Origin of the sequence: Paenarthrobacter sp. NPDC056912, assembly GCF_042786555.1 — a bacterium.
GTDB lineage: Bacteria > Actinomycetota > Actinomycetes > Actinomycetales > Micrococcaceae > Arthrobacter.
This window is the reverse complement of sequence record NZ_JBHUCD010000007.1, coordinates 113,294-136,866: the sequence shown is the minus strand read 5'-3', so window position 1 is coordinate 136,866 and position 23,573 is coordinate 113,294. Positions and strand designations below refer to the sequence as shown.

24 protein-coding genes are annotated in these 23,573 nt (G+C 63.5%); 14 read left to right on the top strand and 10 right to left on the bottom strand.

Going from position 1 to position 23,573, the window contains the following annotated elements; genetic code table 11:
- Positions 1-40: 40 nt before the first annotated feature.
- Both ACFRJ9_RS09945 and ACFRJ9_RS09940 read left to right on the top strand, forming a co-directional pair.
- Positions 41-1,402, top strand: a complete 1,362-nt coding sequence (locus ACFRJ9_RS09945; protein ID WP_377666978.1) for an acyltransferase — start codon at positions 41-43, stop codon at positions 1,400-1,402.
- Entirely contained in the window at positions 1,399-1,755 is a 357-nt protein-coding gene (locus tag ACFRJ9_RS09940; RefSeq protein WP_377666976.1) for a GNAT family N-acetyltransferase, read from the top strand. Before ACFRJ9_RS09945 ends, ACFRJ9_RS09940 begins: the two co-directional genes overlap by 4 nt.
- A 3-nt stretch (positions 1,756-1,758) precedes the next feature.
- On the opposite strand, the gene ACFRJ9_RS09935 is transcribed toward ACFRJ9_RS09940, so the two are convergent.
- Complete coding sequence (locus ACFRJ9_RS09935) at positions 1,759-2,340, bottom strand: hypothetical protein (protein WP_377666973.1); 582 nt, start codon at positions 2,338-2,340, stop codon at positions 1,759-1,761.
- Between the two features lie 145 nt (positions 2,341-2,485).
- Between ACFRJ9_RS09935 and ACFRJ9_RS09930 the strand changes: the two genes are divergently transcribed.
- Positions 2,486-4,120, top strand: a complete 1,635-nt coding sequence (locus ACFRJ9_RS09930; protein WP_377666971.1) for a sigma-70 family RNA polymerase sigma factor — start codon at positions 2,486-2,488, stop codon at positions 4,118-4,120.
- Positions 4,121-4,359: 239 nt separating this feature from the next.
- Here the strand turns inward: ACFRJ9_RS09930 and ACFRJ9_RS09925 are convergent, their stop codons facing one another.
- Entirely contained in the window at positions 4,360-4,713 is a 354-nt protein-coding gene (locus tag ACFRJ9_RS09925) for a hypothetical protein (RefSeq protein WP_377666968.1), read from the bottom strand.
- Positions 4,714-4,990: 277 nt separating this feature from the next.
- Here ACFRJ9_RS09925 and ACFRJ9_RS09920 point away from each other — a divergent pair, with 277 nt between their 5' ends.
- The 5 genes from ACFRJ9_RS09920 (at position 4,991) to ACFRJ9_RS09900 (ending at position 11,198) form a co-directional block, all read left to right on the top strand.
- Positions 4,991-6,553 carry a pyridoxal phosphate-dependent decarboxylase family protein gene (locus tag ACFRJ9_RS09920; protein ID WP_377666965.1) on the top strand — a complete coding sequence of 521 codons (1,563 nt, stop codon included), beginning with the start codon at positions 4,991-4,993 and terminating at the stop codon, positions 6,551-6,553.
- Complete coding sequence (locus ACFRJ9_RS09915) at positions 6,550-7,893, top strand: lysine N(6)-hydroxylase/L-ornithine N(5)-oxygenase family protein (RefSeq protein ID WP_377666963.1); 1,344 nt, start codon at positions 6,550-6,552, stop codon at positions 7,891-7,893. The genes ACFRJ9_RS09920 and ACFRJ9_RS09915 overlap by 4 nt, the downstream gene beginning before the upstream one ends.
- A complete protein-coding gene (locus ACFRJ9_RS09910) occupies positions 7,890-8,480 on the top strand; it encodes a GNAT family N-acetyltransferase (RefSeq protein WP_377666961.1) in 591 nt (196 codons plus the stop codon). Before ACFRJ9_RS09915 ends, ACFRJ9_RS09910 begins: the two co-directional genes overlap by 4 nt.
- Entirely contained in the window at positions 8,477-10,318 is a 1,842-nt protein-coding gene (locus ACFRJ9_RS09905) for an IucA/IucC family protein (protein ID WP_377666958.1), read from the top strand. Before ACFRJ9_RS09910 ends, ACFRJ9_RS09905 begins: the two co-directional genes overlap by 4 nt.
- A gap of 100 nt (positions 10,319-10,418) precedes the next feature.
- Positions 10,419-11,198 (top strand): SDR family NAD(P)-dependent oxidoreductase, encoded by a 780-nt coding sequence (locus tag ACFRJ9_RS09900; protein ID WP_377666956.1) that lies wholly within the window; start codon positions 10,419-10,421, stop codon positions 11,196-11,198.
- Here the strand turns inward: ACFRJ9_RS09900 and ACFRJ9_RS09895 are convergent.
- Entirely contained in the window at positions 11,161-12,228 is a 1,068-nt protein-coding gene (locus tag ACFRJ9_RS09895) for an FUSC family protein (protein ID WP_377667193.1), read from the bottom strand. The genes ACFRJ9_RS09900 and ACFRJ9_RS09895 overlap by 38 nt on opposite strands.
- Before the next feature lie 145 nt (positions 12,229-12,373).
- On the opposite strand from ACFRJ9_RS09895, the gene ACFRJ9_RS09890 reads away from it, so the two are divergent.
- Both ACFRJ9_RS09890 and ACFRJ9_RS09885 read left to right on the top strand, forming a co-directional pair.
- Complete coding sequence (locus tag ACFRJ9_RS09890; RefSeq protein WP_377666953.1) at positions 12,374-12,844, top strand: SRPBCC family protein; 471 nt, start codon at positions 12,374-12,376, stop codon at positions 12,842-12,844.
- Positions 12,841-13,356, top strand: a complete 516-nt coding sequence (locus ACFRJ9_RS09885; RefSeq protein ID WP_377666951.1) for a GNAT family N-acetyltransferase — start codon at positions 12,841-12,843, stop codon at positions 13,354-13,356. Before ACFRJ9_RS09890 ends, ACFRJ9_RS09885 begins: the two co-directional genes overlap by 4 nt.
- Before the next feature lie 12 nt (positions 13,357-13,368).
- Here the strand turns inward: ACFRJ9_RS09885 and ACFRJ9_RS09880 are convergent, their stop codons facing one another.
- Entirely contained in the window at positions 13,369-14,733 is a 1,365-nt protein-coding gene (locus tag ACFRJ9_RS09880) for a sensor histidine kinase (protein WP_377666948.1), read from the bottom strand.
- On the bottom strand, positions 14,730-15,413 hold the full coding sequence (locus ACFRJ9_RS09875) for a response regulator transcription factor (RefSeq protein ID WP_377666945.1): 684 nt from the start codon (positions 15,411-15,413) through the stop codon (positions 14,730-14,732). The genes ACFRJ9_RS09880 and ACFRJ9_RS09875 overlap by 4 nt, the downstream gene beginning before the upstream one ends.
- 62 nt (positions 15,414-15,475) lie before the next feature.
- Here ACFRJ9_RS09875 and ACFRJ9_RS09870 point away from each other — a divergent pair, with 62 nt between their 5' ends.
- On the top strand, positions 15,476-16,510 hold the full coding sequence (locus ACFRJ9_RS09870; protein WP_377666942.1) for an endonuclease/exonuclease/phosphatase family protein: 1,035 nt from the start codon (positions 15,476-15,478) through the stop codon (positions 16,508-16,510).
- On the opposite strand, the gene ACFRJ9_RS09865 is transcribed toward ACFRJ9_RS09870, so the two are convergent.
- From ACFRJ9_RS09865 to ACFRJ9_RS09855, 3 genes are read right to left on the bottom strand one after another with little or no spacing between them, the layout of a single operon-like run.
- Positions 16,483-16,902 (bottom strand): VOC family protein, encoded by a 420-nt coding sequence (locus ACFRJ9_RS09865; protein ID WP_377666940.1) that lies wholly within the window; start codon positions 16,900-16,902, stop codon positions 16,483-16,485. The genes ACFRJ9_RS09870 and ACFRJ9_RS09865 overlap by 28 nt on opposite strands.
- A gap of 9 nt (positions 16,903-16,911) precedes the next feature.
- Positions 16,912-17,535, bottom strand: coding sequence for an FMN-binding negative transcriptional regulator (locus tag ACFRJ9_RS09860; RefSeq protein WP_377666938.1), 624 nt, complete (start codon positions 17,533-17,535; stop codon positions 16,912-16,914).
- A 40-nt stretch (positions 17,536-17,575) separates the two neighbouring features.
- The gene (locus ACFRJ9_RS09855; protein ID WP_377666936.1) at positions 17,576-18,508 is read right to left on the bottom strand and encodes a DMT family transporter; all 933 of its coding nucleotides are present in this window, start codon (positions 18,506-18,508) and stop codon (positions 17,576-17,578) included.
- On the opposite strand from ACFRJ9_RS09855, the gene ACFRJ9_RS09850 reads away from it, so the two are divergent.
- A complete protein-coding gene (locus ACFRJ9_RS09850; RefSeq protein WP_377666934.1) occupies positions 18,507-19,922 on the top strand; it encodes a PLP-dependent aminotransferase family protein in 1,416 nt (471 codons plus the stop codon). The two genes, ACFRJ9_RS09855 and ACFRJ9_RS09850, sit on opposite strands and share 2 nt — an antisense overlap.
- Positions 19,923-20,034: 112 nt before the next feature.
- Here the strand turns inward: ACFRJ9_RS09850 and ACFRJ9_RS09845 are convergent, their stop codons facing one another.
- Positions 20,035-21,669, bottom strand: coding sequence for an MFS transporter (locus tag ACFRJ9_RS09845; RefSeq protein ID WP_377666933.1), 1,635 nt, complete (start codon positions 21,667-21,669; stop codon positions 20,035-20,037).
- Positions 21,670-21,932: 263 nt separating this feature from the next.
- The gene (locus ACFRJ9_RS09840) at positions 21,933-22,736 is read right to left on the bottom strand and encodes a putative protein N(5)-glutamine methyltransferase (protein WP_377666931.1); all 804 of its coding nucleotides are present in this window, start codon (positions 22,734-22,736) and stop codon (positions 21,933-21,935) included.
- A gap of 237 nt (positions 22,737-22,973) precedes the next feature.
- Between ACFRJ9_RS09840 and ACFRJ9_RS09835 the strand changes: the two genes are divergently transcribed.
- Entirely contained in the window at positions 22,974-23,207 is a 234-nt protein-coding gene (locus ACFRJ9_RS09835; RefSeq protein ID WP_377666928.1) for a hypothetical protein, read from the top strand.
- An 89-nt stretch (positions 23,208-23,296) separates the two neighbouring features.
- Positions 23,297-23,557, top strand: coding sequence for a hypothetical protein (locus ACFRJ9_RS09830; RefSeq protein ID WP_377666925.1), 261 nt, complete (start codon positions 23,297-23,299; stop codon positions 23,555-23,557).
- The last annotated feature ends 16 nt before the right edge of the window (positions 23,558-23,573 follow it).

The following is a 23,573-nucleotide window of genomic DNA, read 5'->3' as shown; positions in this document are numbered from 1 at the left end:
TGGAGTCAGCACGCGGACACGTGCCGTCGTTGGGAGAGCCATGGAGAGGGAACGGCAAACGCGCCTTTCCGCCAGTCGGGACAGGGCTGCGGAGAGGGATCCTGCGATCGACCTTGTCCGCTTTTTCTGCCTCCTCTTGGTAATCGCCGCGCACTGCATGATGGTCGGCCCCGTCCTGCACAGGGACGGGACGGTCTCCACCGAGAACACCCTCATGGAGCAAGGCTGGTTCGTCCCCGTTGCGTGGGTGCTGATGATCGTCCCGCTGTTCTTCGTCATGGGCGGCGTGACCGGGCTCCAGTCGTGGCGGCGATTGAAGGCCCGGGGCGGTACCGGATTCGACTTCGCCCAACTCCGGCTTTTGCGCCTGGTTCGCCCTGCCATGGCCCTGCTCGCGGTCATGTGGGGAGGGCTGTGGGTGGCGCTCCTCCTTGGCGTCCACCCCCAAGTCATCCAACTGATGACCACCGGCGCAGCAATGCCCCTGTGGTTTCTGGCCGCCTACCTCACTGCCCAACTCAGCGTTCCCCTTTTGGCCCGCCTCCATGAGCGTGCCCCGCTGCTGACATTCGCTTCACTGGTGGTCCTGGTCATCACGGTGGATTCCCTTCGCGGAGCCGTGCCCGTTCTCGCCTTCACCAACATGATCTTTGTTTGGTGTGCTGTCCAGCAGCTGGGTTTCCTCATGGCCGATGGCTTCTTCGAACAACGCAGCCGTACGTGGTTGGTTGGCGCGATTGTGTGCAGCAACCTTCTGCTGGGGCTTGTCACCGGCGTAGCCGTCTACCCGGGAAACATGGTTGACAACATCAATCCCCCCAACCTTTGCCTGCTGCTTCTGGCTGTTTCCCAGACGGCGACGCTGCAGCTGCTGGGGCCCGGTATCCGCTGGATCGCGGGAATCCGCTGGATCCAAGCGGTGATCGCCGTTGCCGGACGACGCTCCATGACCGTCTATCTTTGGCACCTCCCGCTCTTGGTCGGAATGTCAGGATTGATGCTGCTCACGGCCTTCCGGCAGCCCGCGGCCGGTACTGCCGAGTGGTGGTGGGCAAGGATCCCGGTCTTCTGCGCTGTCATTGCCGTGCTGGTGCCGGTGATTTGGATTTTTGGTCGCCTTGAGGACCGTCCGACGGCGGCCAGCCACGCCCGCGGGCCGTCGCGTACCGCAGTGGTGACGGCCGCCGTCGTGGTCTTCATCCCCGTGGCGGACGCCGCGTTCAATGGTTTGACGTTGGCTTTGTTGGGTGGGGGAGCGGCGTGCTTCGCGTTGGCGGTCCTGCTGCTCGGCAGGGTTCCCGTACCGGTATTGACGATGCCTGACGTAAAAGTCGAAGAAGTGCGCGGAGGGCAGCCGGGTACGTTGCCAGAGCCAGGTTTACGTGCCAATCTCGAAACATGACCGAGTACACGGATTCACTGGCAGAGTCGTTCCGCGCTGGCGTCACCACGGTGCGCAACGACAAATTTCACCGCTATGAGCTTCACGTAGACGGAGAACTGGCCGTGATTTCCCAGTTCATCGACCGACCCGGTCACATCGACTTCACTCACACCGAGACAAAGCCCCAGTTCAAAGGGCAGGGCCTTGCCAAAGTGCTGGCCCACTTTGCGCTGGATGACGTGGTGGCGTCCGGGAAACGGATCATTCCCCATTGCCCGTACATAGCGGCCTACCTGCAAAAGCACGAGGGCTACGAACAGGATGTGGACTGGCCCGCTGAGAAGCCGGTGGGGGAACCCGACAACGAGTAGGGCCTACACGAGCACTGATTGATCGAAGCCTTTCCACCGCCTTCGCTGCTGCCGGGTCTTGGCAGGCGGAAAGGGCCAGTCCCTCCGCGTTCCGCTGAGGGAGACTATGGCATCGTGCTCGTCCTGGACCACTTGGCCTCGGCATGCAGCACGGACCCGCATGGCGCTGATCAGGCTGCCGCCATGGACATGGTCCGAGTCCGTGACCAGATAGCTGAAGCTCCGCATCACGGATTGGCCGGGAGCCAAGAGGTTTGTTGTCAGGTCACGCTCCACGGGTTCTGCCGTGTACTGGAGCATCTCCATGCCCTCGTTGGTGAACGAGCGAGGAACCAGGGTCACATCACGCAGGTAGCTTGCGGAGTCATTGGTGATCCACGCTGTGAAAATGACGGTGTCGCCAGGAATGGCCACTGGCTTGTCAGCTCCGTAGACGAGCGCTACGTGTCCCGCGTTCTTTTTTCGCGCGAGCACGCTCGAGCGGCGGGGCGGCAGTCCTCGAACGATGATGTTCTGTTGCAGGGTGGCATCAGTGTGGATGGCACGCATCAGCTTCAGGAGGGGGCGGGGGCGTCGGATATCCATTTCTCCTCGAATCGCTCCAGGGGTTTGGGAGGTTCACGCCTTAAATGTGGGGCCAAGGGCGGAATCGTGATGCGAAAGGAAGGTTATTTAAGGGGCTGCGTCATCCGTTTCAAGTCACACGCCATGTGATGTCACACTATTGTTTATGGATCAACTATTTGCGGCAGGGGCTGATGGAGCTCTCCCGGCCTTGGCGATGTCTACGGACAGCGATCCCCACATCATTTCCTTGGTCCGCCAAGGCGTCACGGATGCGTTCGACATCCTCTACATCCGGCACCTTCAGATCGCCCAATACGTTGCCCGCACGCAGACGGATAACCCGAGTGACGCCGATGACGTCGTTGCCGAATCCTTCGCATCGGTCTTCCAATCCCTGAAAGAGGGGAAAGGGCCCAAGGACTTCTTTCGCTCCTACCTGCTGACAGTAGTGCGCCGCACGGCGCATGACCGCAACCGCAAGGCCCGTCGTACGCCGCCGGCCACCGATCACGCGATCCTCGATTCGGCGGTGGTGGACGGCGATCCTGTCCTTGGTGATCTTGAGTCGAGCATCGTGGCGAGGGCATTCAAATCACTACCGGAGCGCTGGCAGGCCGTTCTCTGGCACTTGGACATTGAAGGCCTGAAGCCTGCTGCGGCTGCACCATTTGTAGGCCTCTCTCCTAACGGCGTTTCGTCGCTGGCTATCCGGGCCCGGGAAGGGCTGCGGCAGGCATACCTGCAACAACACATCAGCCAAGCAGTAGACGGCTCCTGTGCGGAGTTTGCCGGACAGCTTGGGAAATACGCGAGAAACGCCCTGAAGCGCACAACAGAGGAGAAGGTCAGCGCCCACCTGGAGTCCTGCGCCAAGTGCACGGCCCTGTTGATGGAACTCAACGACGTTGAGGGCGCCATGAGGGGCATCCTGTTCCCCCTGGTTACCGGGATTGCCTTCACGCCGGCCGCTGTCGCCGCATTTGGAGCCAGCACCGCTGCCGGGGGCTCGGGAGCCGTCGGTACTGCAGTGTCCGGCATTGCGGCCGGTCCCCGGGGCGTCAGCAAGGTGTTGCAGTTGACTGCGGCAGTTGTTCTGGGAGCCGTCGCGCTGGTGGGAATCCTGGCCTGGCTCCTGCAGTCCAACGTGAGTCCCCAGTCCTCGGTCGCCGCGGACGCATCTACGAACCTCCCTACACCGCCCGCTTTGGAAAAAGCGGCGCCGACCCCCGCGCCAAGTGCCGCGCAGAGCGCCGCGCCCGAACCGACGTCGGATCCGCCTTCGGTTCCCGCTGCGGACCCGCCAGTGGCAGCGGCGCCGGAGCAACCCGCCGTCGTGCTTCCACGGGCCGAGCTGCCACAACGGAATGCCGTGGTGGTCGGCTCCGGTACGGTCGCCTCGACGACGACGCCGCAGGCTCCGGCGTCAGCAGCACCTTTGACTCAAACGGTTGAGGCGACATTCGCGGCCGGCTCGGGATCCGGTCCGACCGAGCGGGAGCTGCTGGTTCAGTTCGCGCTCCAGGGTGACGGCGCACCCACCACCGGTGAGGCAATCTTCACGCTCCCGGACGAAGCCACTTTCGTGCCCGGCAAGACCGTGGCTCCGGAGGGATGGACCTGCGGCAATTCTCCGGCAAGCGCCCGGCAGATCCGCTGCACCAGTGCTTCATTGAACCCGGATCGGCTCAGCTTCACGCTGGGAGTATCAATGCCGCAGGCCTCGGAATTGGGCACGCTGAAGTACCAGTTCGGCGGCCAGGGCATCGTTTCTAAGTCGTTCGCGAACACGTTCCACTAGCCTCATCCGCAGCCCCGATGTGAGGACCGGCGGCGCTTTGAGAGAAACTTTCTAATTCTGCGTCACGACTCGACGTGAACTTTGACGTGCTCTTTGCTGTGGGCAAGGGCATCATCGACGCCACCCGAAGACCTCCGCGGTCCTCGCCCGCGGAAACAGACTTTCAAGGATACCCAGGCAGGCAAAGCCCTGGCCGGCCGCTTCTTTGTGTCCGGGCTGGTGGGTCAGTCGGCCGATGCCTACCCCCGGGAACGCCGATTCTGCCACTGGACTGCATGCCAGAGCAGGAGGCCGGCTGTGATCAGGATGGCCCCCAGAAGGACGTACGGGACGGACGAAAGTACAACGAAATTGATGGGCAGGGATTGTCCCAGGGTAGGCCCGCTGGGCTGCATTGTCTCGGCGAATGCCCACAGGCAGAACCAGACCAAGGCTGCGTCCAGCACCCACAGTGCAACGATGAACGGGTTGATGGTGGCCCGCTTCCGAGGGTTTTCCACGGGCTCCGGCGCGTGGGGACTCACCGCCCGGACTGCGTTGCCTTGCTCGTCGATTTCGCTGAAACCGAGGCGCTCGTGAACGTGGTCTTTCAATGGGTCCCCAACCTTTTGACCGCGGATAGTCCTAGCACTCTACTCCTCCGCTCCGGACCAAGGGCGTGGCCCAAACAAGTCACTCCTTGGCCGAAAAGAGTGCCATATTTTGCACCTTAACCCGCTCGAAAAAAAGTCAATGACGCGCTACTGCGCGGTAGATCCGCCAGAAACCGCCTTCTAAGCGAAATAGGTCACAAAAGTTTGACGGAAAGGCATGCCTAAGTAAGGCTTACCTTTGCTATCAAGCGCCCCAACGCAATGGAAGGAAGCTGACGTGACGTCACCTAGTGTCGAAGAGCAGATCGCTCAGGAGCAGGATTTTGCCTCCAAAGTGGAATTGGCCCTCGCTGCCACAAACCAGCTGTTCAACGCACGAAATTCGCCCAGCTACGTGGCGCAGGTGCTTCAGGGAGTCAACGCTGTCTCCACCAAGGTGCAGCGGACCACCCAGCCGTTCACCGGCGTCGCGCATGCAGAGCTGAAGGCCAAAGTTGGTGCCGTCGACCTCGAACGTCCGCTGCCGGACACGGCTGCTGCCTTGGAGGAGCTCGATGAGCTGTACCTCAAGGACGCCATCTACTTCCACGACTCCCGCTACGCCGCACACCTGAACTGCCCTGTGGTCATCCCCGCGCTGGTCGGCGAGGCCGTGCTTTCGGCCGTGAACTCCTCCATGGACACCTGGGACCAGAGCGCCGGTGCCACCATGATTGAGCGCCGCCTCATCGACTGGACTGCCGAGCGGATCGGTTTCGGCGCCGACGCTGACGGCGTGTTCACCTCCGGTGGCAGCCAGTCCAACTTCCAGGCCCTGCTGATCGCCCGCAACCACGCCGTTTCCAAGCTGCGCGTTGAGAACAAGGACGCCCGGTTGCCGCATCTGCTGGACCGGCTCCGAATCTTCACCTCCGCGGACAGCCACTTCAGCATCCAGAAGTCGGCGTCCATGCTGGGCCTCGGGTTCGACGCCGTCATCGCCATCCCCACCGCCGAAGACCACCGAATGGACCCCACCGCGCTCGCTGCCGCTTTGGCGGAAGCGAACGACGCCGGTCTGGTGCCGATGGCGGTTGTGGCCACCGCCGGGACCACGGACTTCGGTTCGGTGGACCCGCTCTCGGAGCTTGCCGCTTTGGTTCGTGCCTACGACTCCTGGCTGCACGTCGACGCTGCCTACGGTGGAGGGCTCATCGTTTCCAGTGGTCACCGGCATCTCCTGAACGGCATCCACCTGGCCGACTCCGTCACCGTGGACTTCCACAAGACCTTCTTCCAGCCGGTCAGCTCCAGCGCTGTCCTGGTCCGCAACGGCTCCATGATGGGCCACGTCACCTACTACGCGGACTACCTGAATCCGGAGAGTGCGGCGAAGGCCGAAATCCCCAACCAGGTGGACAAGAGCATCCAGACCACCCGCCGCTTTGACGCCCTGAAGCTGTGGCTGACCCTCCGAATCATGGGCGCCGATGCCATCGGTGCGCTGTTTGACGAAGCGATCGATCTCGCCGGCCGCGTGGGAACGTTGCTTGCGGACGACGCTGAGTTTGAGCTCGCCGCCGCGCCGCAGCTGAGCACTTTGGTGTTCCGCTACCGCCCGGCAGTTGACGGTGTGGCCATCGACGAGGACGCCGCAGACGCCCTCAACCCCGCCATCCGCGCCGCGATCTTCGCCTCTGGTGAAGCCGTTGTTGCAGGCACCAAGGTAGCTGGCCGCCACTACCTCAAATTCACCCTCCTCAACGCTGAAGCCAGCTTGAGGGACATCCAGGAAATCATCGAACTGATCCGCAGGACCGGCGCCAGCCTCCTCGCAAACACCACGGAGGCCGCCGCGTGAGCACCCCAGACAACAGCAAGATTTACGACGTCGCGGGCATCGGCGTCGGGCCCTTCAACCTGGGCCTTGCCGCACTGAGCCAACCGGTGGAACACCTGGACTGCGTGTTCCTGGACCGCCGTGAGTCCTTCGACTGGCACCCCGGCATGATGTTGGAGCCGGCGCACCTGCAGGTCCCGTTCATGGCGGACCTCGTCACCTTGGCTGACCCGACGTCGCCTTTCTCGTTCCTGAACTTCCTGAAGCAGACGGGCCGCCTCTACCGCTTCTATATCCGCGAGAATTTCTACCCGCTGCGCGCCGAGTACAACCAGTACTGCCAGTGGGTGGCCGGCCAGCTTGAGTCCGTTCGTTTTAGCACGGATGTGCTGGATGTGTCGTACGACGACGGAGTGTACCGCCTTTCCGTGCAGGGCCCGGACGGCGCCGAGGTGCTTCGCGCCCGCAAGCTGGTCCTGGGCACGGGAACGTCCCCTTACGTTCCCGACTCCTGTGCAGGGATAGTCGAGGCTGGCGGACTTGTCCTCCACAACGCCGACTACCTGTCGAGGAAGAGTGAGCTGCAGGCCAAGCGCAGCATCACCATCGTGGGCAGCGGCCAGAGCGCAGCAGAGCTTTACTACGAACTCCTTCAGGAAATCGACGTCTACGGCTACCAGCTCAACTGGGTCACCCGTTCGGGCCGCTTCTTCCCGCTGGAGTACACCAAGCTCACGCTCGAGATGACGTCGCCGGAGTATGTTGACTACTTCCACTCGCTCCCGGGCGAGCAGCGCGATTCGCTGATCAAGAGCCAGAAAAACCTGTACAAGGGCATCAACTCGGACCTGATCGACGACATCTACGATCTCCTCTACACGAAGAGCCTCTCCGGCATGGTGGACACCCAGCTGCACACGCACTCGTCCCTCACCGCCGCGGACTGGGATCCCGCCACAGGCACCCACACGCTCCAGCTGCACCACGAGGAACACGGACGCGACTACAGCCTGGAGTCCGAAGCCGTGGTGCTGGCAACGGGCTACACCTACAAAGAGCCCGCCTTCCTGGCCGGCATCCAGGACCGCATCCGCCGCGACGCCAAGGGCCGCTTCGACGTCGAACGCAACTACGGAACCGGCGTGGAACCCGGCGAAATCTTCGTCCAGAACGCGGAGCTGCACACCCACGGTTTCGTCACGCCGGACCTCGGCATGGCTGCTTACCGCAACTCCTGCATCCTGCGCGAGATCACGGGCCGTGAGGTCTACCCGGTGGAGCGCAGCATCGCCTTCCAGCAGTTCGGCGCTCCCGCTGCCGTCCCCGCTCCTGTTCCGGCAACCGCTGGAGCAACCGTATGAGCTTCACGTTCCGGCCAGTCGATCCCGTAGCAGACGCACCTGTCCTCCACAGCTGGGTGAGCCAGGAGTACGCACGGTTCTGGGGCATGGTTTCGGCCACCGAGCAGGATGTTGTGGAGGAATACACGCGGATCGCCGAGTCGGGCCATCACCAAGCGTTCCTGGGGCTCGACGACGGTGCCCCCGCCTTCCTGATGGAGCGGTACCGGCCCGAGTCCTCACCGTTGGCTGACGTGTACGACGTCCAGGACGGCGACATCGGTATGCACCTCCTGGTGTCCCCGCCCAACGGCGAACCCCGGCCCGGGTACACCACGGCCGTCATGCAGTCCGTGATGACGGAACTGTTCGATGACCCAGCAACCCGGCGGGTCGTCGTCGAGCCTGATGCCCGCAACCACAAGATCCATGTCCTGAACGAAAAGGTGGGCTTCCGCCCGCACGGCGTGGTGACCCTTCCCGCCGTCGATCCTGCCGAAGACCACAAGCAGGGGCTCCTGAGCTTCTGCACGCGCGAGGACTTCCTCGCCACCCTGACCCCGATTCTGGCCGCGCCTGTCGCGGCGACCAGAGGAGAATCCCTGTGACCACCACCGCCGACACCGCGACCACCACCGCCGTTGATTCCGTAACGCACCTGACTCCCGAGCGCTGGGCCGCCGCCAACCGGCACTTGGTCCGCAAGGCGATCGCCGAGTTCTCGCACGAGCGCATCCTGGTTCCGGAGCTGATCCGCGACGAGGGTGCCGGGGTCGGGCTCTACAAAGTAGTCAGCGACGACGACGCAACCGAATACCGTTTCCGCGCCCGGGTGCTGCAGCTTGAGCACTGGTCTGTGTTTGCTGACTCCATTGCTCGCTTGCGCGACGGCGAGCAATTGCCCATTGACGCTTTGGACTTCATCGCCGAGTTCCACGAGGCACTGGCCATCCGGACGGAAATGCTGCCGGTGTACCTCGAGGAAGTCAGCAGCACCCTGGCAAGCCACGCGTACAAGCAAGGCAAACCGTTCAGCTCGGCCCAGTTGGCTGCGGGCATTACCGGCGGCGCTGACCGGGCCGCGGATTTCCAAGCCATCGAACACAGCATGACCGAGGGACATCCTTGCTTCGTGGCCAACAACGGCCGGCTCGGATTCGGGATTGCCGACTACCACGCATTCGCGCCGGAAACCGGTGCCACGGTGAAGCTGCAGTGGATCGCAGTGCACCGCAGCAAGGCCGTTTTCACCTCCAGCGCCGGGCTCGACTACCGGACGCACTTCGAGGCTGAACTCGGGCCCGCCACTCTGGCCTGGTTCAACGCGGAGTTGTCGGCATCCGGCCTGGATCCCGAGGACTACCTCCTCATGCCGGTGCACCCCTGGCAGTGGGACAACAAGCTCACCGTGACGTTCGCGGCAGAAATTGCCCAGCGCCACATCGTGAACCTGGGCACGGGCGAAGATTCCTACCAGGCACAGCAGTCCATCCGTACGTTCTTCAACACCACCTCACCGGAGAAGGCCTACGTGAAGACGGCCATGTCCGTGCTGAACATGGGCTTCATGCGCGGACTGTCTCCGCAGTACATGAAGGCAACTCCGGCCATCAATGACTGGCTGCAGGAACTGATCGGCAATGACCAGGAGCTCCAGAACCGGGGCCTGGCCATGATCCGTGAAACCGCGGCAATCGGGTACCACAACCACTACTACGAGGCGGCCTCGGCCAAGGGTTCGCCCTACCGCAAGATGCTCTCGGCCCTGTGGAGGGAAAGTCCGCTGCCGTTGCTCAAGGAGGGCCAGCAACTGGCCACCATGGCATCGCTGCTGCACGTGGATTCGTCCGGCGAGTCCGTTGTGACTTCCTTGATCGAACGGTCCGGCCTGGCGCCAACCGAATGGCTGCGCCGCTACTTCGAGGCTTACCTCGTGCCGCTGGTCCACTGCCTCTACGAGTACGAGCTCGCATTCATGCCGCACGGTGAGAACGTCATCCTGATCCTCGAAAACGGCGTGCCGGTCCGGGCGATCATGAAGGACATTGCCGAGGAAATCGTGGTCATGGGGGACCGGCTGGAACTGCCGGAGGAAGTCTCCCGCGTCAAGGCCGAGATCCCTGCCGAGGAAATGGTCCTGGCCATCTTCACGGACGTGTTCGACTGCATCTTCCGCTTCCTCGGAGCAATCCTTGTGGAGGACGGGACGCTGCGCGAGGACGAGTTCTGGGGAACCGCCGCGGCCGTGCTGCGCGAGTACCAGCAGCGCCACCCGGAGCTTGCCGACCAGTTCGCCATGCACGATCTTTTTGCTGCGGACTTCGAACTCTCCTGCCTCAACCGCCTGCAGCTGCGCAACAACCAGCAGATGCTCGACATCTCGGATCCGTCCGGTGGTCTGCAGATGGCCGGGCGCTTGGCCAACCCTTTGGCCAAGTTCGCCTAGCCAGCTCCCGCCGAGGTGACAGTAAATGACAATGGTGCTCGCAGACATTGGTATTAACTGCCATCTCGGCGCGGGGTGGGGAGGCGGCTAGTCTTGGCCCATGACGACTCGAGCCAATGAACTCACCGCCCTGGTTACCGGCGCCACAGCTGGGCTCGGCGCGGAATTCGCCCGCCAACTGGCCGAATCCGGGCATCACCTGGTCCTGGTGGCCCGCGACGAGGAACGCCTGAAAGCCAAAGCCGAGGAGTTCGAGCGCGACTTCAGCATCTCGGCGGAGGTCTTGTCCGCTGACCTGACCACCGACGTCGGGGTTTTGGCGGTAGCCGCCCGTCTCAGGGACGCCGGAAGGCCCGTGGACGTCCTGGTGAACAACGCCGGAATCGGGCTATTGAAGTCGTTCGAGCGAAACGAGTTGGCAGAGGAAGTCCGTCATCTCCGGCTGCACGTCCAGACGCCCATGGAGTTGTGCCATGCGGCGCTGGAAGTCATGTTGGCCCGCGGCAAAGGCCGGATCATCAACGTGGCAAGTGTGGCGGCGTTCGCCAACCGCGGCAGCTACTCGGCGGCCAAGGCCTGGCAAGTGACGTTCAGCCGCTGGGCAAACATCGCCTACGCGAAGTCCGGAGTGCAGGTCACCGCCGTCTGCCCCGGTTTTACGCACACCGAATTCCACGACCGCATGGGCATGGACAAGTCAGTGGCTCCACGTTTCCTGTGGCTCACCGCGGAGCGCGTTGTGCGGGAGGGGCTGGAGGACAACGCCAAGGGCAAGGGAGTTTCCATCCCGACACGTCGATACAAAGTGGTCAGCTTCTTCGCGCGCGTCATGCCGGCGAAGCTTACGTCCGGACCGCCGCGCCGGCCCCTGAAACCGTAGCTCGGGGAGCCCGCACAAGCACCGCAACGGCAATCCCCACTACCGCTCCCACAAACGTCTCAATGGCACGCTCCATCACCAGCACCCCGGGATCCATGGGCGCAGCAAGCTGTGCGATCAGCAGGATCACGGGCGTGAAGAACACCATGGCCCACCCATAGTGCCGCGCCATGAACAGCTCGGTGGGGAACTGGCACAACACCACCAGGATGGCGAGGACCACCGCGGTTTGGCCGGGGAAGTACTGCAGCGGCGAGAGCGGACTGGGGAAAAGTACGACGGCGACCACCGCCAACCCGAGGAACGTCCCCACAATGCGGTGGATGCCTCGGTGGACGCGGCTAGGGAGGTCGGCGCCGGCCAGCGGCACGGCGGCTGCGGCCATGGCCCAGTGCGGGTGCCCGCTGCCGCTCAGCACTCCAATGGCCCCGGCAGCACTTACCGCGAGGGAATAACGGGCCGCGTGGACGAGGGCTGCCTGCCGAAGCGGGCCGCGGAGGACCGGAACGTCACGGGCTGCCCCGGCCACCCAGGTGCGGTGCCGGAACCAGCCCACGAAGCCCACCAGAAGGGAAAAGGCGGCAGACGCCGCACCGATGAGTACCGCCGTCGTGAACGGAACATCGGTGGGCACGGAAGCACAGGCGCCCAGAGCAAGGATGCCGAAGAACGGTCCGATCGGCTTGAGGCGCACGGCGTCGGCGTACAGTGATCCAGCTCCGGCGAATAAGGTTGCCACCAGCACCAACCACCAGGAATGGATGTGGTTGACCGACAAGAACACGCCGATGGTCAGCCCGCCCACCAGGATCAGCGCTGCCTGGGCTTGGTGCTTGAGCCGGAATTGGTGCGTTTCGTTGCGGCCATACATTCCGGTCAGCGCACCGAAGACGGCGTACATCATGAGGTCCGGGCGGCCGATGAAAATCAACACCAGCCCGGGGGCTGCGACGCTCAGGGCAACCCGGACGGCGGAGAGGCGATCGTTGTTCGCCGGTCCAAGGCGGTGGAGTTCGCGGGCATGCGCCATAAGTGCGGGCACAGGAGAACACCACCAATCATTCAGGGTTGTCTTCGAAAATTATCAGGATCACCATCCCGGCCGCCATAAGCCCGGTCACAACCCGTAGCAAGCTTGGCCACACGGACCGCGGAAGGTCTGCGAAGATCAAGGTATGCCCGTCGCATTCGTCTGCCGCACCCGCTCCGCCATGCCGCCGCAGGAGCTGTTCGATCTCTCCCGGAACATCGACGCCCACGTGGGGTCCATGACGCAGAGCCGCGAGAAAGCCATCGCCGGTATCACCTCCGGCCTGATCTCCGAGGGCGAGACCGTCACTTGGCAGGCGTGGCACCTCGGAGTCCGGTTCCGCATGACCAGCCGCATCACGCGTATGGAGGCACCGGCGTCGTTCTCCGACGAACAGGTGAAGGGCCCCTTCAAGTACCTCCGCCACACGCACGAGTTCCGGCCCGAGGGCAGCGGGACCCTCATGGTGGACACTGTGGAGTTCGCTGCACCGTTTGGTCCGTTGGGCCGTTTGGCGGAGAAGCTGATCCTGGCCCGGTACCTGCAGGACCTGATCGAGAAGCGCAACGAATTCCTCGTGGCACAGGCACCGCCAGCGCTGGATCCACGGCAATGATCAGGCTCGCGCATGCGGACGACCTGCTGATCCTGCAGGACATCGAGCGTGCCGCGGGCCAGGCATTCAGGTCATTGGGGATGGACCGGATTGCCGACGACGAGCCATTCTCCGTCGATGAGCTGGGCGCCTACGTGGCAGGTGGTCGGGCATGGGTCTACGTGGACGGGCTCGACTACCCCGTGGCGTACTTGCTGGCGGACATCATTGACGGCAACGGACACGTGGAGCAGGTCAGCGTTCACCCCGATCAAGCACATCAGGGCCTGGGCCGCGAGCTCTTGCACGCTGCCCGGGTGTGGGCCAGGGGTCACGGAATGCAGCAGCAAACCCTGAGCACGTTCCGGGATGTGCCGTGGAACGCCCCGTACTATCGGCGCCTTGGGTTCGACGTGCTCGACGCCGGAACCTGGGGTCCCGAGCTGACCCGCCTGATGGAGCACGAGGCTGAGTTGGGCCTGACCCGCTGGCCACGGGTAGCCATGTGGCGACCTGTGGTCCCGCCGAAGTAGCCCTCCAGAGGCTTAGCTGCCGCCGGCCAGCGGCAGGGTCAGGCTGAGGTGCGCTCCGCTTGGGCTCGGATGTGCCCGGGCCGTGCCGTTGTGTGCTTTGGCTACGTTGTGCACCACAGCGAGTCCCAGGCCTGATCCGGCCACGCTTCGCGCGTTGGTTGAACGGTAGAACCTGTCAAAAACGTGGGCCAGATCCTGCGCCGGGATGCCTGGTCCGGTATCCCGCACATCCAGAGTGACAGTGCGTTCGGACACGGTGAGCGCCACCCTGACCTGTCCCGGCGCAGGGGTAAATTTGCCAGCCTCGGGTGTAAATTTGCCAGCATTGTCCAGTAAATTCGCGATCGCACGGGCCAGCCTTGCGCGTTCTCCGGTCACCAGGATGTGCTGCCGGGATCCCTCCAGAGTCCACGCGATGACCGGGTAGCGCCGTTGCGCGTTGTCCAAGCAATAGAGAACAAGTTCGTTGAGGTCCATTTCCTCGACGAAGGACGGTGCCTCCTCATGGCGGGCCAAGTCGATCAGGTCCTCAACGAGGGACTGCATCCCTATCAGCTCATGCTCCAAGGCCCCTGTGATGCGTTCTCTACTCCTCTGTTCCAGGTCGGGATTCTTGAGCATGGCAGCGTTCGTACGAAGCGAGGTCAGGGGTGTCCGCAGCTCGTGGGAAGCATCGGCAATCAGTTGTTCCTGCTGGCGGCGGGATTGTTCCAGTTCGCCGAGCATTGTGTTGAAGGCGGTGCCGAGCTTGTCGATCTCGATGGTGTTGCTTCGAGGGATCCTGACGTCGGTGTTGCCGGTTTGAGCGATGCTCTCGGCTACGGCAGTCAGCCGATCTACGGGTCGGAGTCCGCGTCTGGCGGCCACGTAGGCAGTGCCCGCTGCAACTACGAGGGCGCCCAGCACTGTGGCCGCCAGCAGCCAACCAAGGCGCTCAAAGGACGCCAACACCCTGTCGTCCCTGACTCCAACCACTAATGCCCTTTGATTTGGCAGCGGCCTGACGTACACGCGGATTGGATCTTCGCCGATGGCCGCTTCCGTGAAGAAGGCGGCACTCCCGCCCGAAGCCACCTCCCGCATCTGCCCGGTAATGGGCAAGGCCGGCCCGTCACCAGCGTCCGGGTCATCACTGGGCGTTGGCGCCACGATCTGCGCGCATGCCGGCGAACGGACCCAGGTGCATTGTGAAAAGCCCTGCCAATTCGGATCGGTTTGGATCAGTTGGATGATGCGATCCGATTCACGCCTCAGGGAAAGATCCTCGTTCTTGCGCACTTCGTGCCCTACCAGGAGGTAAACCAGTACAGCAAACACCAAGACGGTGAGGGTGATGGCGGCAGCGATCACCAGCGTCATTCGCAATCTCAGCGTCATGACGCGGCCAGCCGGTAGCCGACTCCGCGCACTGTCTGGATGAGCCGCGGTTCACCGTCAGCTTCGAGTTTCCGGCGCAGGTAGCTGATGTAAACCTCCAAGGAGTTGGACGCCGGAGTCATGGCATATCCCCACACCGCGTCACTGATCTGGCCGCGGCTGAGCGCCTGCTCCGGATTTTCCGCCAGCACGCAGAGAAGGGCGTACTCGGTGCTGCTCAAGTCAATCCACCGCCCGTTGTACCTCACGGCATGAGCCTCCGGGACCAGTTCCAAACCGTGGTAGCCGTTGGGACGATGCGGAAGGTGGGCCGTCCGCCGTGCCATGGCGCGCAACCGTGCCAGCAACTCATGAGGATCAAAGGGCTTGGAAAGGTAGTCATCCGCGCCCGCGTCCAAACCTGCAACGCAGTCAGCGACGTCGCTGCGGGCCGTTAGCAGCAGCACGGGAACCGTGTTGCCGGCGGCCCGGAGCATCCGGCAGAGGCCGAGTCCGTCCATCACCGGCATGAGAACGTCCGCCACCAGCAGGTCCGGGGACGTCGCGCCCACCCTTTCGAGTGCCTCCCTGCCGTCAGCGGCCGATTCCACCAGGTAGCCGGAGGCTTCAAGCAAGGATTGCAGGGAGCTCCTGATGTCCGGATCATCGTCGACGACCAGGACTGTTATGGGCTCCGTCATGGCCACCAGCATAGTTCGCAGGGTTTCAGAATCCTTTAAGTTCCTTTCTGAACCATGGAGCCATGGATAAGGACATCGGAACCACCTATGCAACCGCCACGCAGCGCGGGCTGCTTGAGGCCCGGCGGCGCCGTCCACGAGCCAGGGACTGGGTTGCAGGGGCCTTCGCGGGAGCTTTCACAGTATTGCTCTTCGGCCATGGACTGGTGCCGGAAGCCAACGGGATGGCACTGGTCATCGAGAGCTTCCTGCCTTGGCTGGGAGTGTTCATGGCGGGACTGCTGATGGTGGCGTTGCTTTCCAAAGCCTGGTTCGGCGCCATTCCGGTGGCCGCCGCACTCATTGCCTGGTGCGTCGTCTTTTTGCCAGTCCTTGTGGCGGGCGTCGGCCCCGCATCGGCCGTGGACACCACGGAGCAGGAGGCGGCCAGTGGATGGACCATTGCTACCCAAAACCTGCGCGCAGGAAATCCCGATGCCGGCGCTGCCGTCCAAGAGCTGATCGAGTCAGGTGCCGACGTTGTGGTCCTGCAGGAGCTCACCGGGCCGACCCTGGAACGAATATCTCCCCTGCTGGACGGTACATACGGGCATCGACAAACGGCAGGAACCGTTGGCGTATGGAGCCGGTATCCGCTGAGCCAGGGTGAGCCGCTCGCTTTGGGGCTCGGCTGGTCACGCGCCATGAGCGTGCAGCTGGAATCGCCCGACGGTCCCGTCCAGCTCTACGCCGTCCATTTGCCCTCTGTCCGGCCCGGCGACGTCAGCAGCAGAAACAACGGGATTAAGAAACTGACCCGGATAGTGGAAACGGACACTTCGCCACGCATGCTGGTGGTGGGCGACTTTAATACGGCCAACACCGACCGCGCCTTCGCCCCATTGCTGGCAGTCCTCGACGACGCCCGGGCCGGCTTCGGGTTCACCTGGCCGGCACGCCTCCCCGCCACGAGACCGGACCACATTTTGTTCCGCGGCTTTACCATGACCGGTGCATCCGTGATCTCCTCTCCAGGGACGGACCATCTGGCCACGATGGCACGGTTGCAGCCCGGGACAACCCGCCCCACTTACCCCGCCACCAACTCAACCTCATAGCTGTCCGTGTTGATCAAGTACGCGGCGTAGTGGTCCGGGCCGCCGGCGTGGGGGTACTTGGACTCGAACATTTCGTACCAGCCTGCGTCCGCGCCAAGTGCCCGGATCCGGTCCACGTTCTCCCGCGTGCCCGCATGGAAGGCAACGTGGTTGACTCCCGGATCAGTGCGGCGGTGCGCAGTTCCAGTGATGACGTCGGAACCTTCCACCACCACGTAGGTGCCACCGAGCTTCCAACTGCACCCGGTGGGCCACTCCTGGAAGGGCTCGTAGCCGAGCTCGCCCAGCAGCCAGCCCCACTCCTCCCGAGCCCGCTCAAGGTGCGGCACCCAGATCTCAAGATGGTGGATGGACCCCCTAGGCCCTGGGGAGTCCGAAGCAACCTCGCGCATGCGCCGAGTCTACGAGGTCCGGGCCCGTTCCACATCGGCTGCGCTCGCCGGATCGCCCACGGCACGGAGCCCTGCGATCACGCCGTCGACATCCGCTGGAGCGCGGTTCTGGCTGAGTTTCGTCTTCGCCTCCACCCGGGAGATCACAAGTTCGACGCCGACAATCGCCCTCAGCTGCCCGGCAATGAACCGCTCCGGTGCTTCGTCAACGGTCCAGGGCCGCGGCATGCCGGCTTCGTGCTGGTTGGACAGCCGCCGCACATGCTTGCCCAGCCAGTCGGCGTCGTCGTGAATGACCAGCTCGCCGTAGACGTGGGCCGTGGAGTAGTTCCAGGTGGGGACAACGCGGCCATGCTCCGCTTTCGAGGCATACCAAGAGGGCGAAATGTAGGCATCCGCTCCTTGCACGATCATCAGGGCCTCACCGGTAACGGGGGAGGACCACTGCGTGTTGTTGCGGGCCATATGGGCGTGCAGAGCTCCGTGCTCACCAACCGAAGGTTCGTATACGAAGGGCAGGAGCGTGGCCAGCAGCCCGTCCGGAGACATGGTGACGAGGTTGGCGGCGCCGGTAGTGGTGAGCAGCGAGTCGAGGGCTTCCGCCGAGGCGGCGAAGTGCGCTGGGGTGTACACGGAATACTTCCTTTCAGGTGCGTTGGGAACGGCAGGTGCGTTAAGAGCTCGACGCCGGGTTGAGCCTCACGCGGACAGCGGCACCTGCGCAGAGGATCACCGCCAAGCCACCCACCACGGTGGTCCACGTCATCGACTCGCCAAGCAGGAGACCGGCCCAGGCGATGGTCATGACGGGCTGGACCAGCTGAATCTGGCTGACCTGCGCCATGGGCCCGATGGCGAGTCCGCGGTACCAGGCGAAGAAGCCCAGGAACATGCTCACCACGCCCAAGTACGCGAAGGACAGCCATTGGACGGGTGTTGCGGAAGGCATTCCCGAACCCAAAGAAACCATCGTCAGCAGCACCATTACCGGTGACGCCACCACCAAGGCCCAGGAAATCGTCTGCCAGGAACCAAGTTCGCGGGCCAGCAACCCGCCTTCGGCATAACCGATGGCTGCGGCCAGTACGGCCCCGAGCAACAGCAAGTCTGCCCAGTGGAGCGAACCGAAGCCGCCGGACTGGACCAGCGCAAACACCAGTGCGGCTACAACGCCCACCGCGGTCAGTACCCAGAACAGCGGACGTGGACGTTCGCGGCCCCGGATCACCGCTACCGTTGCCGTGGCCGCAGGCAGTAGCGCGATCACCACGGCGCCGTGGCTCGCGGAGGTGCTGGTGAGAGCGAAGGTGGTGAGTAACGGGAAGCCGGCAACGATTCCGCCGGCAACTACTGCCAACCGGAACCATTGGATGCCGCGCGGAAAGTGCTGACGTGTCAGGCCGAGGGCAAGCGCTGCAAGGATTGCAGCAACCACTGCCCGGCCGGCCCCAATGAAAAGGGGAGACATGCCCTCCACAGCAACCCGTGTGAGTGGGACAGTGAAGGAAAAGGCAACAACTCCCAGGAGCCCCCACCAGATACCGGTTGATGTCTTTGTGGATACCACTGGCCGCGAAAGTGTAGTAGCGCTACTATTGTGACTCATGAATAACGATAGCAGCTCCCGCATCGTCTCGCGAGTAAAAGAATGGATCGCTGGAGCCGCTCCGGGGGCAAAGCTGCCATCCACCCGCCAACTCGTGGCCGAGTACCAAGCGAGCCCGGTCACCGTCCAGAAGGCACTGAGGACCCTTACAGCACAAGGTCTGATTGAGAGCCGTCCCGGTGTGGGTACCTTCGTCCGGGCGTATCGCACCGCCAGGCCGGCCGACTACGGCTGGCAGACCGCAGCCCTGCGTTCGGCACAAACTGCGCGCCCCTTGAACTCCGCCGCGATGCGCAGCGCCTCCAATGACGTCATCGCCTTCCACTCCGGCTATCCGGCCCGTGAGCTTCTGCCGGAAAGGCTGGTCCGCGCCGCACTGACACGCGCCGCGAGGGGAGACGCGGCCCTGTCGCGACCGCCCGCGCAAGGCCTTCCGGAACTGCAATCCTGGTTCGCGCAGGAGCTCGGCACCTCAACGCCGGTTGGCGTCGCCCCGCCCCAGCCGAGCGACGTCGTCGTACTTCCCGGAAGCCAGAGCGGACTCAGCTCGATTTTCCGCGGGCTGGTGGGACACGGGCAACCATTGTTGGTGGAGTCGCCCAGCTACTGGGGTGCGCTGCTGGCCGCCGGCCAGGCCGGGGTGAACGTGATTCCTGTGCCGAGCGGCCCCGATGGGCCGGACCCCGACGAACTGGACAGGGCCTTCGAGGAATCCGGTGCGAGGCTGTTCTATGCCCAGCCCAACTTCGCGAATCCAACGGGAGCCCAGTGGTCAGCCGAGCGCGGCGAGGAAGTCCTGCGGATCGTCCAGCGCCACGGAGCGTTCCTTGTGGAGGACGACTGGGCGCACGACTTCGGCATCACCACTCCGTCGGTCCCGATTGCCGCCAAGGACGACTCCGGCCACGTGGTGTACATCCGCTCCCTGACCAAGAGCGTCTCACCGTCCATCCGCATCGCGGCGGTCATCGCCCGCGGTCCCGCACGTGAGCGGATCATGGGCGCGCAGGCCGCAGAATCGATGTACGTCAGCGGCCTGCTGCAGGCGGCAGCGCTCGACGTCGTCACTCAGCCGGGGTGGCAAACACACCTTCGTGGACTCAGTCATCAGCTGCAGTCCCGGCGCGACCTCCTGGTCACCAGCCTGCGCGACCACGTTCCGCAGGCGCACCTCAGCCACCTGCCCAAGGGCGGCTTGAACTTGTGGCTGCGGATGCCGGACGGGTTCGACGTCGAGCAACTCACCAAGGATTGCGAGGCAGCCGGTGTGCTCATTGCAGCAGGGACGGAGTGGTTCCCCGCTGAACCCGAGGGACCCTACATCAGGCTCAACTACGCCGGCCCAAACCCCGGCGGATTCCCGGAAGGTGCGCGCATTATTGGCGAGGCAGTGCAATCCCAATTGGGGATTTAACAGCCGTAGCCACCAACATCAAGGAGAGCGCCTTGAGGTTGGTGGCTACGGTGGGCGGCAAGCTGCCGCGAACCAGCTGAATCGCTATGCAGAAGTTGCAGGCAAAGAATTCCTAAGCGGGGGTCAAGTCCTTGTCGCGGCGGCCAAACACGGAGTCATCAATGGGCTGGCCGTCGAACGGCATCTCGTCCAGGTTGATGAGCGGGTTGGTGTCCTGCGTGGCAACGAGCTCGCGTGCCTCTGCCTGGGTGTCCACGCTGGGCATGGAGCCCGGCAGCGGGCGCTGGGCGGATTCACGCAGGAAGTAGATGGCGATCGCGCCCACGACGGACGTTGCCATCAGGTAGTACGCCGGCATCATGTCGTCGCCGGTGCCCTCGATGAGCCCCTGGACGATGAACGGTGTGGTGCCACCGAAGATCGCAACCGAGAAGTTGTAAGCGATGCCCATTCCGCCGTAGCGGCTGGACGTCGGGAACAGTGCCGGCAGGGCCGAGGCCAGGTTGGCAATGTAGAACGTTACCGGGAACGCGATGAGGGCAAGGCCGGCCAGTGTGGACCAGATCTCGCCAACGCCGATCAGCAGGAAGGCGGGGATGGCGAAGACGATGGTGCTGCCTGCGCCGATCCACAGCACCGGACGGCGCCCGATACGGTCGGACAACTTGCCGGTGAGGGGGATACAGACGGCCATGATCACCAGGACCGGGATGGTCAGCAGGGTGCCGTGGACGGGATCGTAGCCCTTGGAGTCCGTGAGGTACGTGGGCATGTACGAGGTCAGTGCGTAACCAACGGTGTTGGCTGCGGCTGCGAGGATCATGGCCAGCACGATCTGGCGCCAGTAGGCCTTGATGATGCCAATGGGGCCCTTGGCGACGGCTGCATCCTGCGATGCAGCGTCCTTGGCAGAAGCTTCCTGGGCGTCCAGGGTGGCCTGGAACTGGGGAGATTCCTCGATCTTGCTACGGAAGTACACCGCGATGAGGCCCAGGGGACCAGCGATCAGGAACGGAATCCTCCAACCCCATTCCTCCATGGCGGCCTGTCCCAGCGTGAGCTGAAGAACGGACACCAGCGCGGCACCAAGGGCGAAGCCGATGTAGCTGCCCATGTCCAGGAAGCTCGCGAAGTAGCCGCGGCGCTTGTCCGGAGCATATTCGCTGACGAACGTGGTGGCACCGGCGTACTCGCCACCGGTGGAGAAGCCCTGGACGAGCTTCAGGATGACCAGCAACGCGGCGGCCCAGATGCCGATCTGCGCGTAGCCGGGCAGGAGGCCGACGGCGAACGTACTTGCCGCCATCAGCATCAGTGTTGCTGCAAGTACCTTCTGGCGGCCAACCTTGTCGCCGAGCCAACCGAACACGACGCCACCGAGGGGGCGCGCGATGAAGGTTGCGGCGAAGGTGCCCAGAAGGAAGAGTGTCTGGACGGACTTGTCTGCTTCCGGCAGGAAGACAGGGCCCATGGTGGTGATGAGGTAGCCGAAAACACCGACGTCGTACCATTCCATGGTGTTGCCGACGATCGTGCCGCCGAGTGCTTTCCTCAGCATCGGCTTGTCCACCACGTTGACGTCGGATTCTTTCAACCGGCGCTTCGGGCGAAGCTTCGTTTTCTTTGCGGCGTTCTTTACTGCGTTTGCTGCGTTTGCGGCGGCCGGGGTGTGGCCTGCCGATACCTGGTTCCCGGTGGCGTTCCTTGCGCCATCCGGAGAGACGGTCTTGCTTTGGTCTGTGGGCATTTGGGCTTCTCCTAGGGAGGTCATTTGCTTGCGACTTCTGCTGCCCCGCTCTGGGCAGGGTTTCAATTTTACGTGGTTTTGCCTCAAAACCCGAGTTGAGATCGTATTTTTGGGCTGTTTGAGGGTGCAAATTGCCTAGCTGTGTTGCATCTCATTGCCCGCTCTTACCCTGCAATGACGCGGATGTTGACCCGTTTTTGCCCTCCAGAGCACGTTGTTACCAAATTGTTTAGCCAAGCCCACCAAACGGCGTAAAAAACGGGTCAAAAACTGATGGTTTGCTGGATCCCGCGGTTCGACCCGAGTACCACTGTGGCGTCCAGTTCCCCGTCCGAGACCACGCTTGCCAACAGCCCGGACTCCTCCAAGATCCTTGCGGTCTCCAAGGCCTGTGACTCCGACGTTTCAATCAACAGCGACCCACCCGGCGCCAGCCACTCAGCTGCCCCATGCGCAACCCGGCGCTGCACGACCAAACCGTCAGCGCCGCCGTCGAGCGCCACCATCGGCTCGTGCAGCCGGGCTTCCGGCGGCATCATCCCTATGGACCCTGTGGGCACATAGCGCGCGTTGGCCAGCAGCACGTCCACTTTCCCGAGGAGTTCCAGCGGGAGTGCCCCATAAAGGTCACCTTGATGGACGCGGCCGCCACGGGGCTCGACGTTGAGACGTGCACAGTGAGTCGCCGCCGGATCCACGTCCGCTGCGTGTAGCTCGCAGCGCCCCAAGAGGTCGCTGAGCGCCGCACCTACCGCACCCGAGCCACAGCAAAGATCGACGACGACGGCACCGGGCTTGGCGATCATCGATGCCTGCCGCACCAGGAACTCCGTGCGACGCCGCGGGACAAACACGCCGGGCTCCACGGCCATGCGGCTGCCGCAGAAATCCACCCACCCCACGATGTGTTCCAGGGGCAATCCACGGACTCTCCGGTCCACCATGCGGGCCAGTTCCTCCGAAGTGTGGGCGGCGTCCATCAGGATGCGGGCTTCGTCGTCGGCGAACACACAGCCGGCAGCGCGCAAGGTGGTGGCGATGGACATTCTCCGGGTCACGTTTGCCATGCTAGCCAAGGGGTTCACAAATCCGCAGGATCTTGGTTAGGGTATGAGTCATGGGAACACTGATTTTTGAGTAGACCGGCGTGTGCCGTTGAGCATGCTGCCGCGTTTGACCTGACAAAAATCCACGCCTGTTGAGGCCCTGCCTCCATGCCGTTCCCGTTGTCGACGCCTTTTCTCGCACCGCAAACGTCATGGGATAAGTGTCTCTACAGGACTCACACCTTTAGGAGTCCACGTATGACTGCCAACCCTTCCGACAACAACACCCCGGAGACCACTGAGCCGGAGAGCACCTCCAAGGCTCCCGCTTCCGGTGGCATCAAATCCAAACTGACCGATGCCCAAAGGGCGATGCTCGCCAGCAAGTCCGGAGGTGGCGCCCCCGCCGGCTGGCAAAGCACCGGCAAGGGCCACAAGCCCACGTCCGCCAGCGGCAAGCAGGCCAAGACGGAGAAGAAGGTCCGCTGGTAAAACCTGCAGCCAGTTAATTCCTGCAGACAACAGCCGTCAGCACACCTAGTATGGAAAGTCCCTTCGTTTCATTGCAGAAAGGAAGAACAATGACTGCGAAGCATGCAGCAGAGAACATCAATCCCGAGGTCGCCAGTCACTTGGCGGAGTCCATGGACATGGCTCCGATGCCCGAACCGGCAACCGTTGCGGTGGCCTTGGGCGCGGACCAGAACTCCCAGTGGCCGGACGGAAACGGTAAACGCCGGCATCCGAAAGATCGGGGCCAGGCCCACGGACGCATGGGTCAGGGAGCAGCTGTGACGGCCGTCCACCGGACCAGTCGTCCGCAAATGCCGCACTCCTCCTAGTAGCCACACCCAGCGC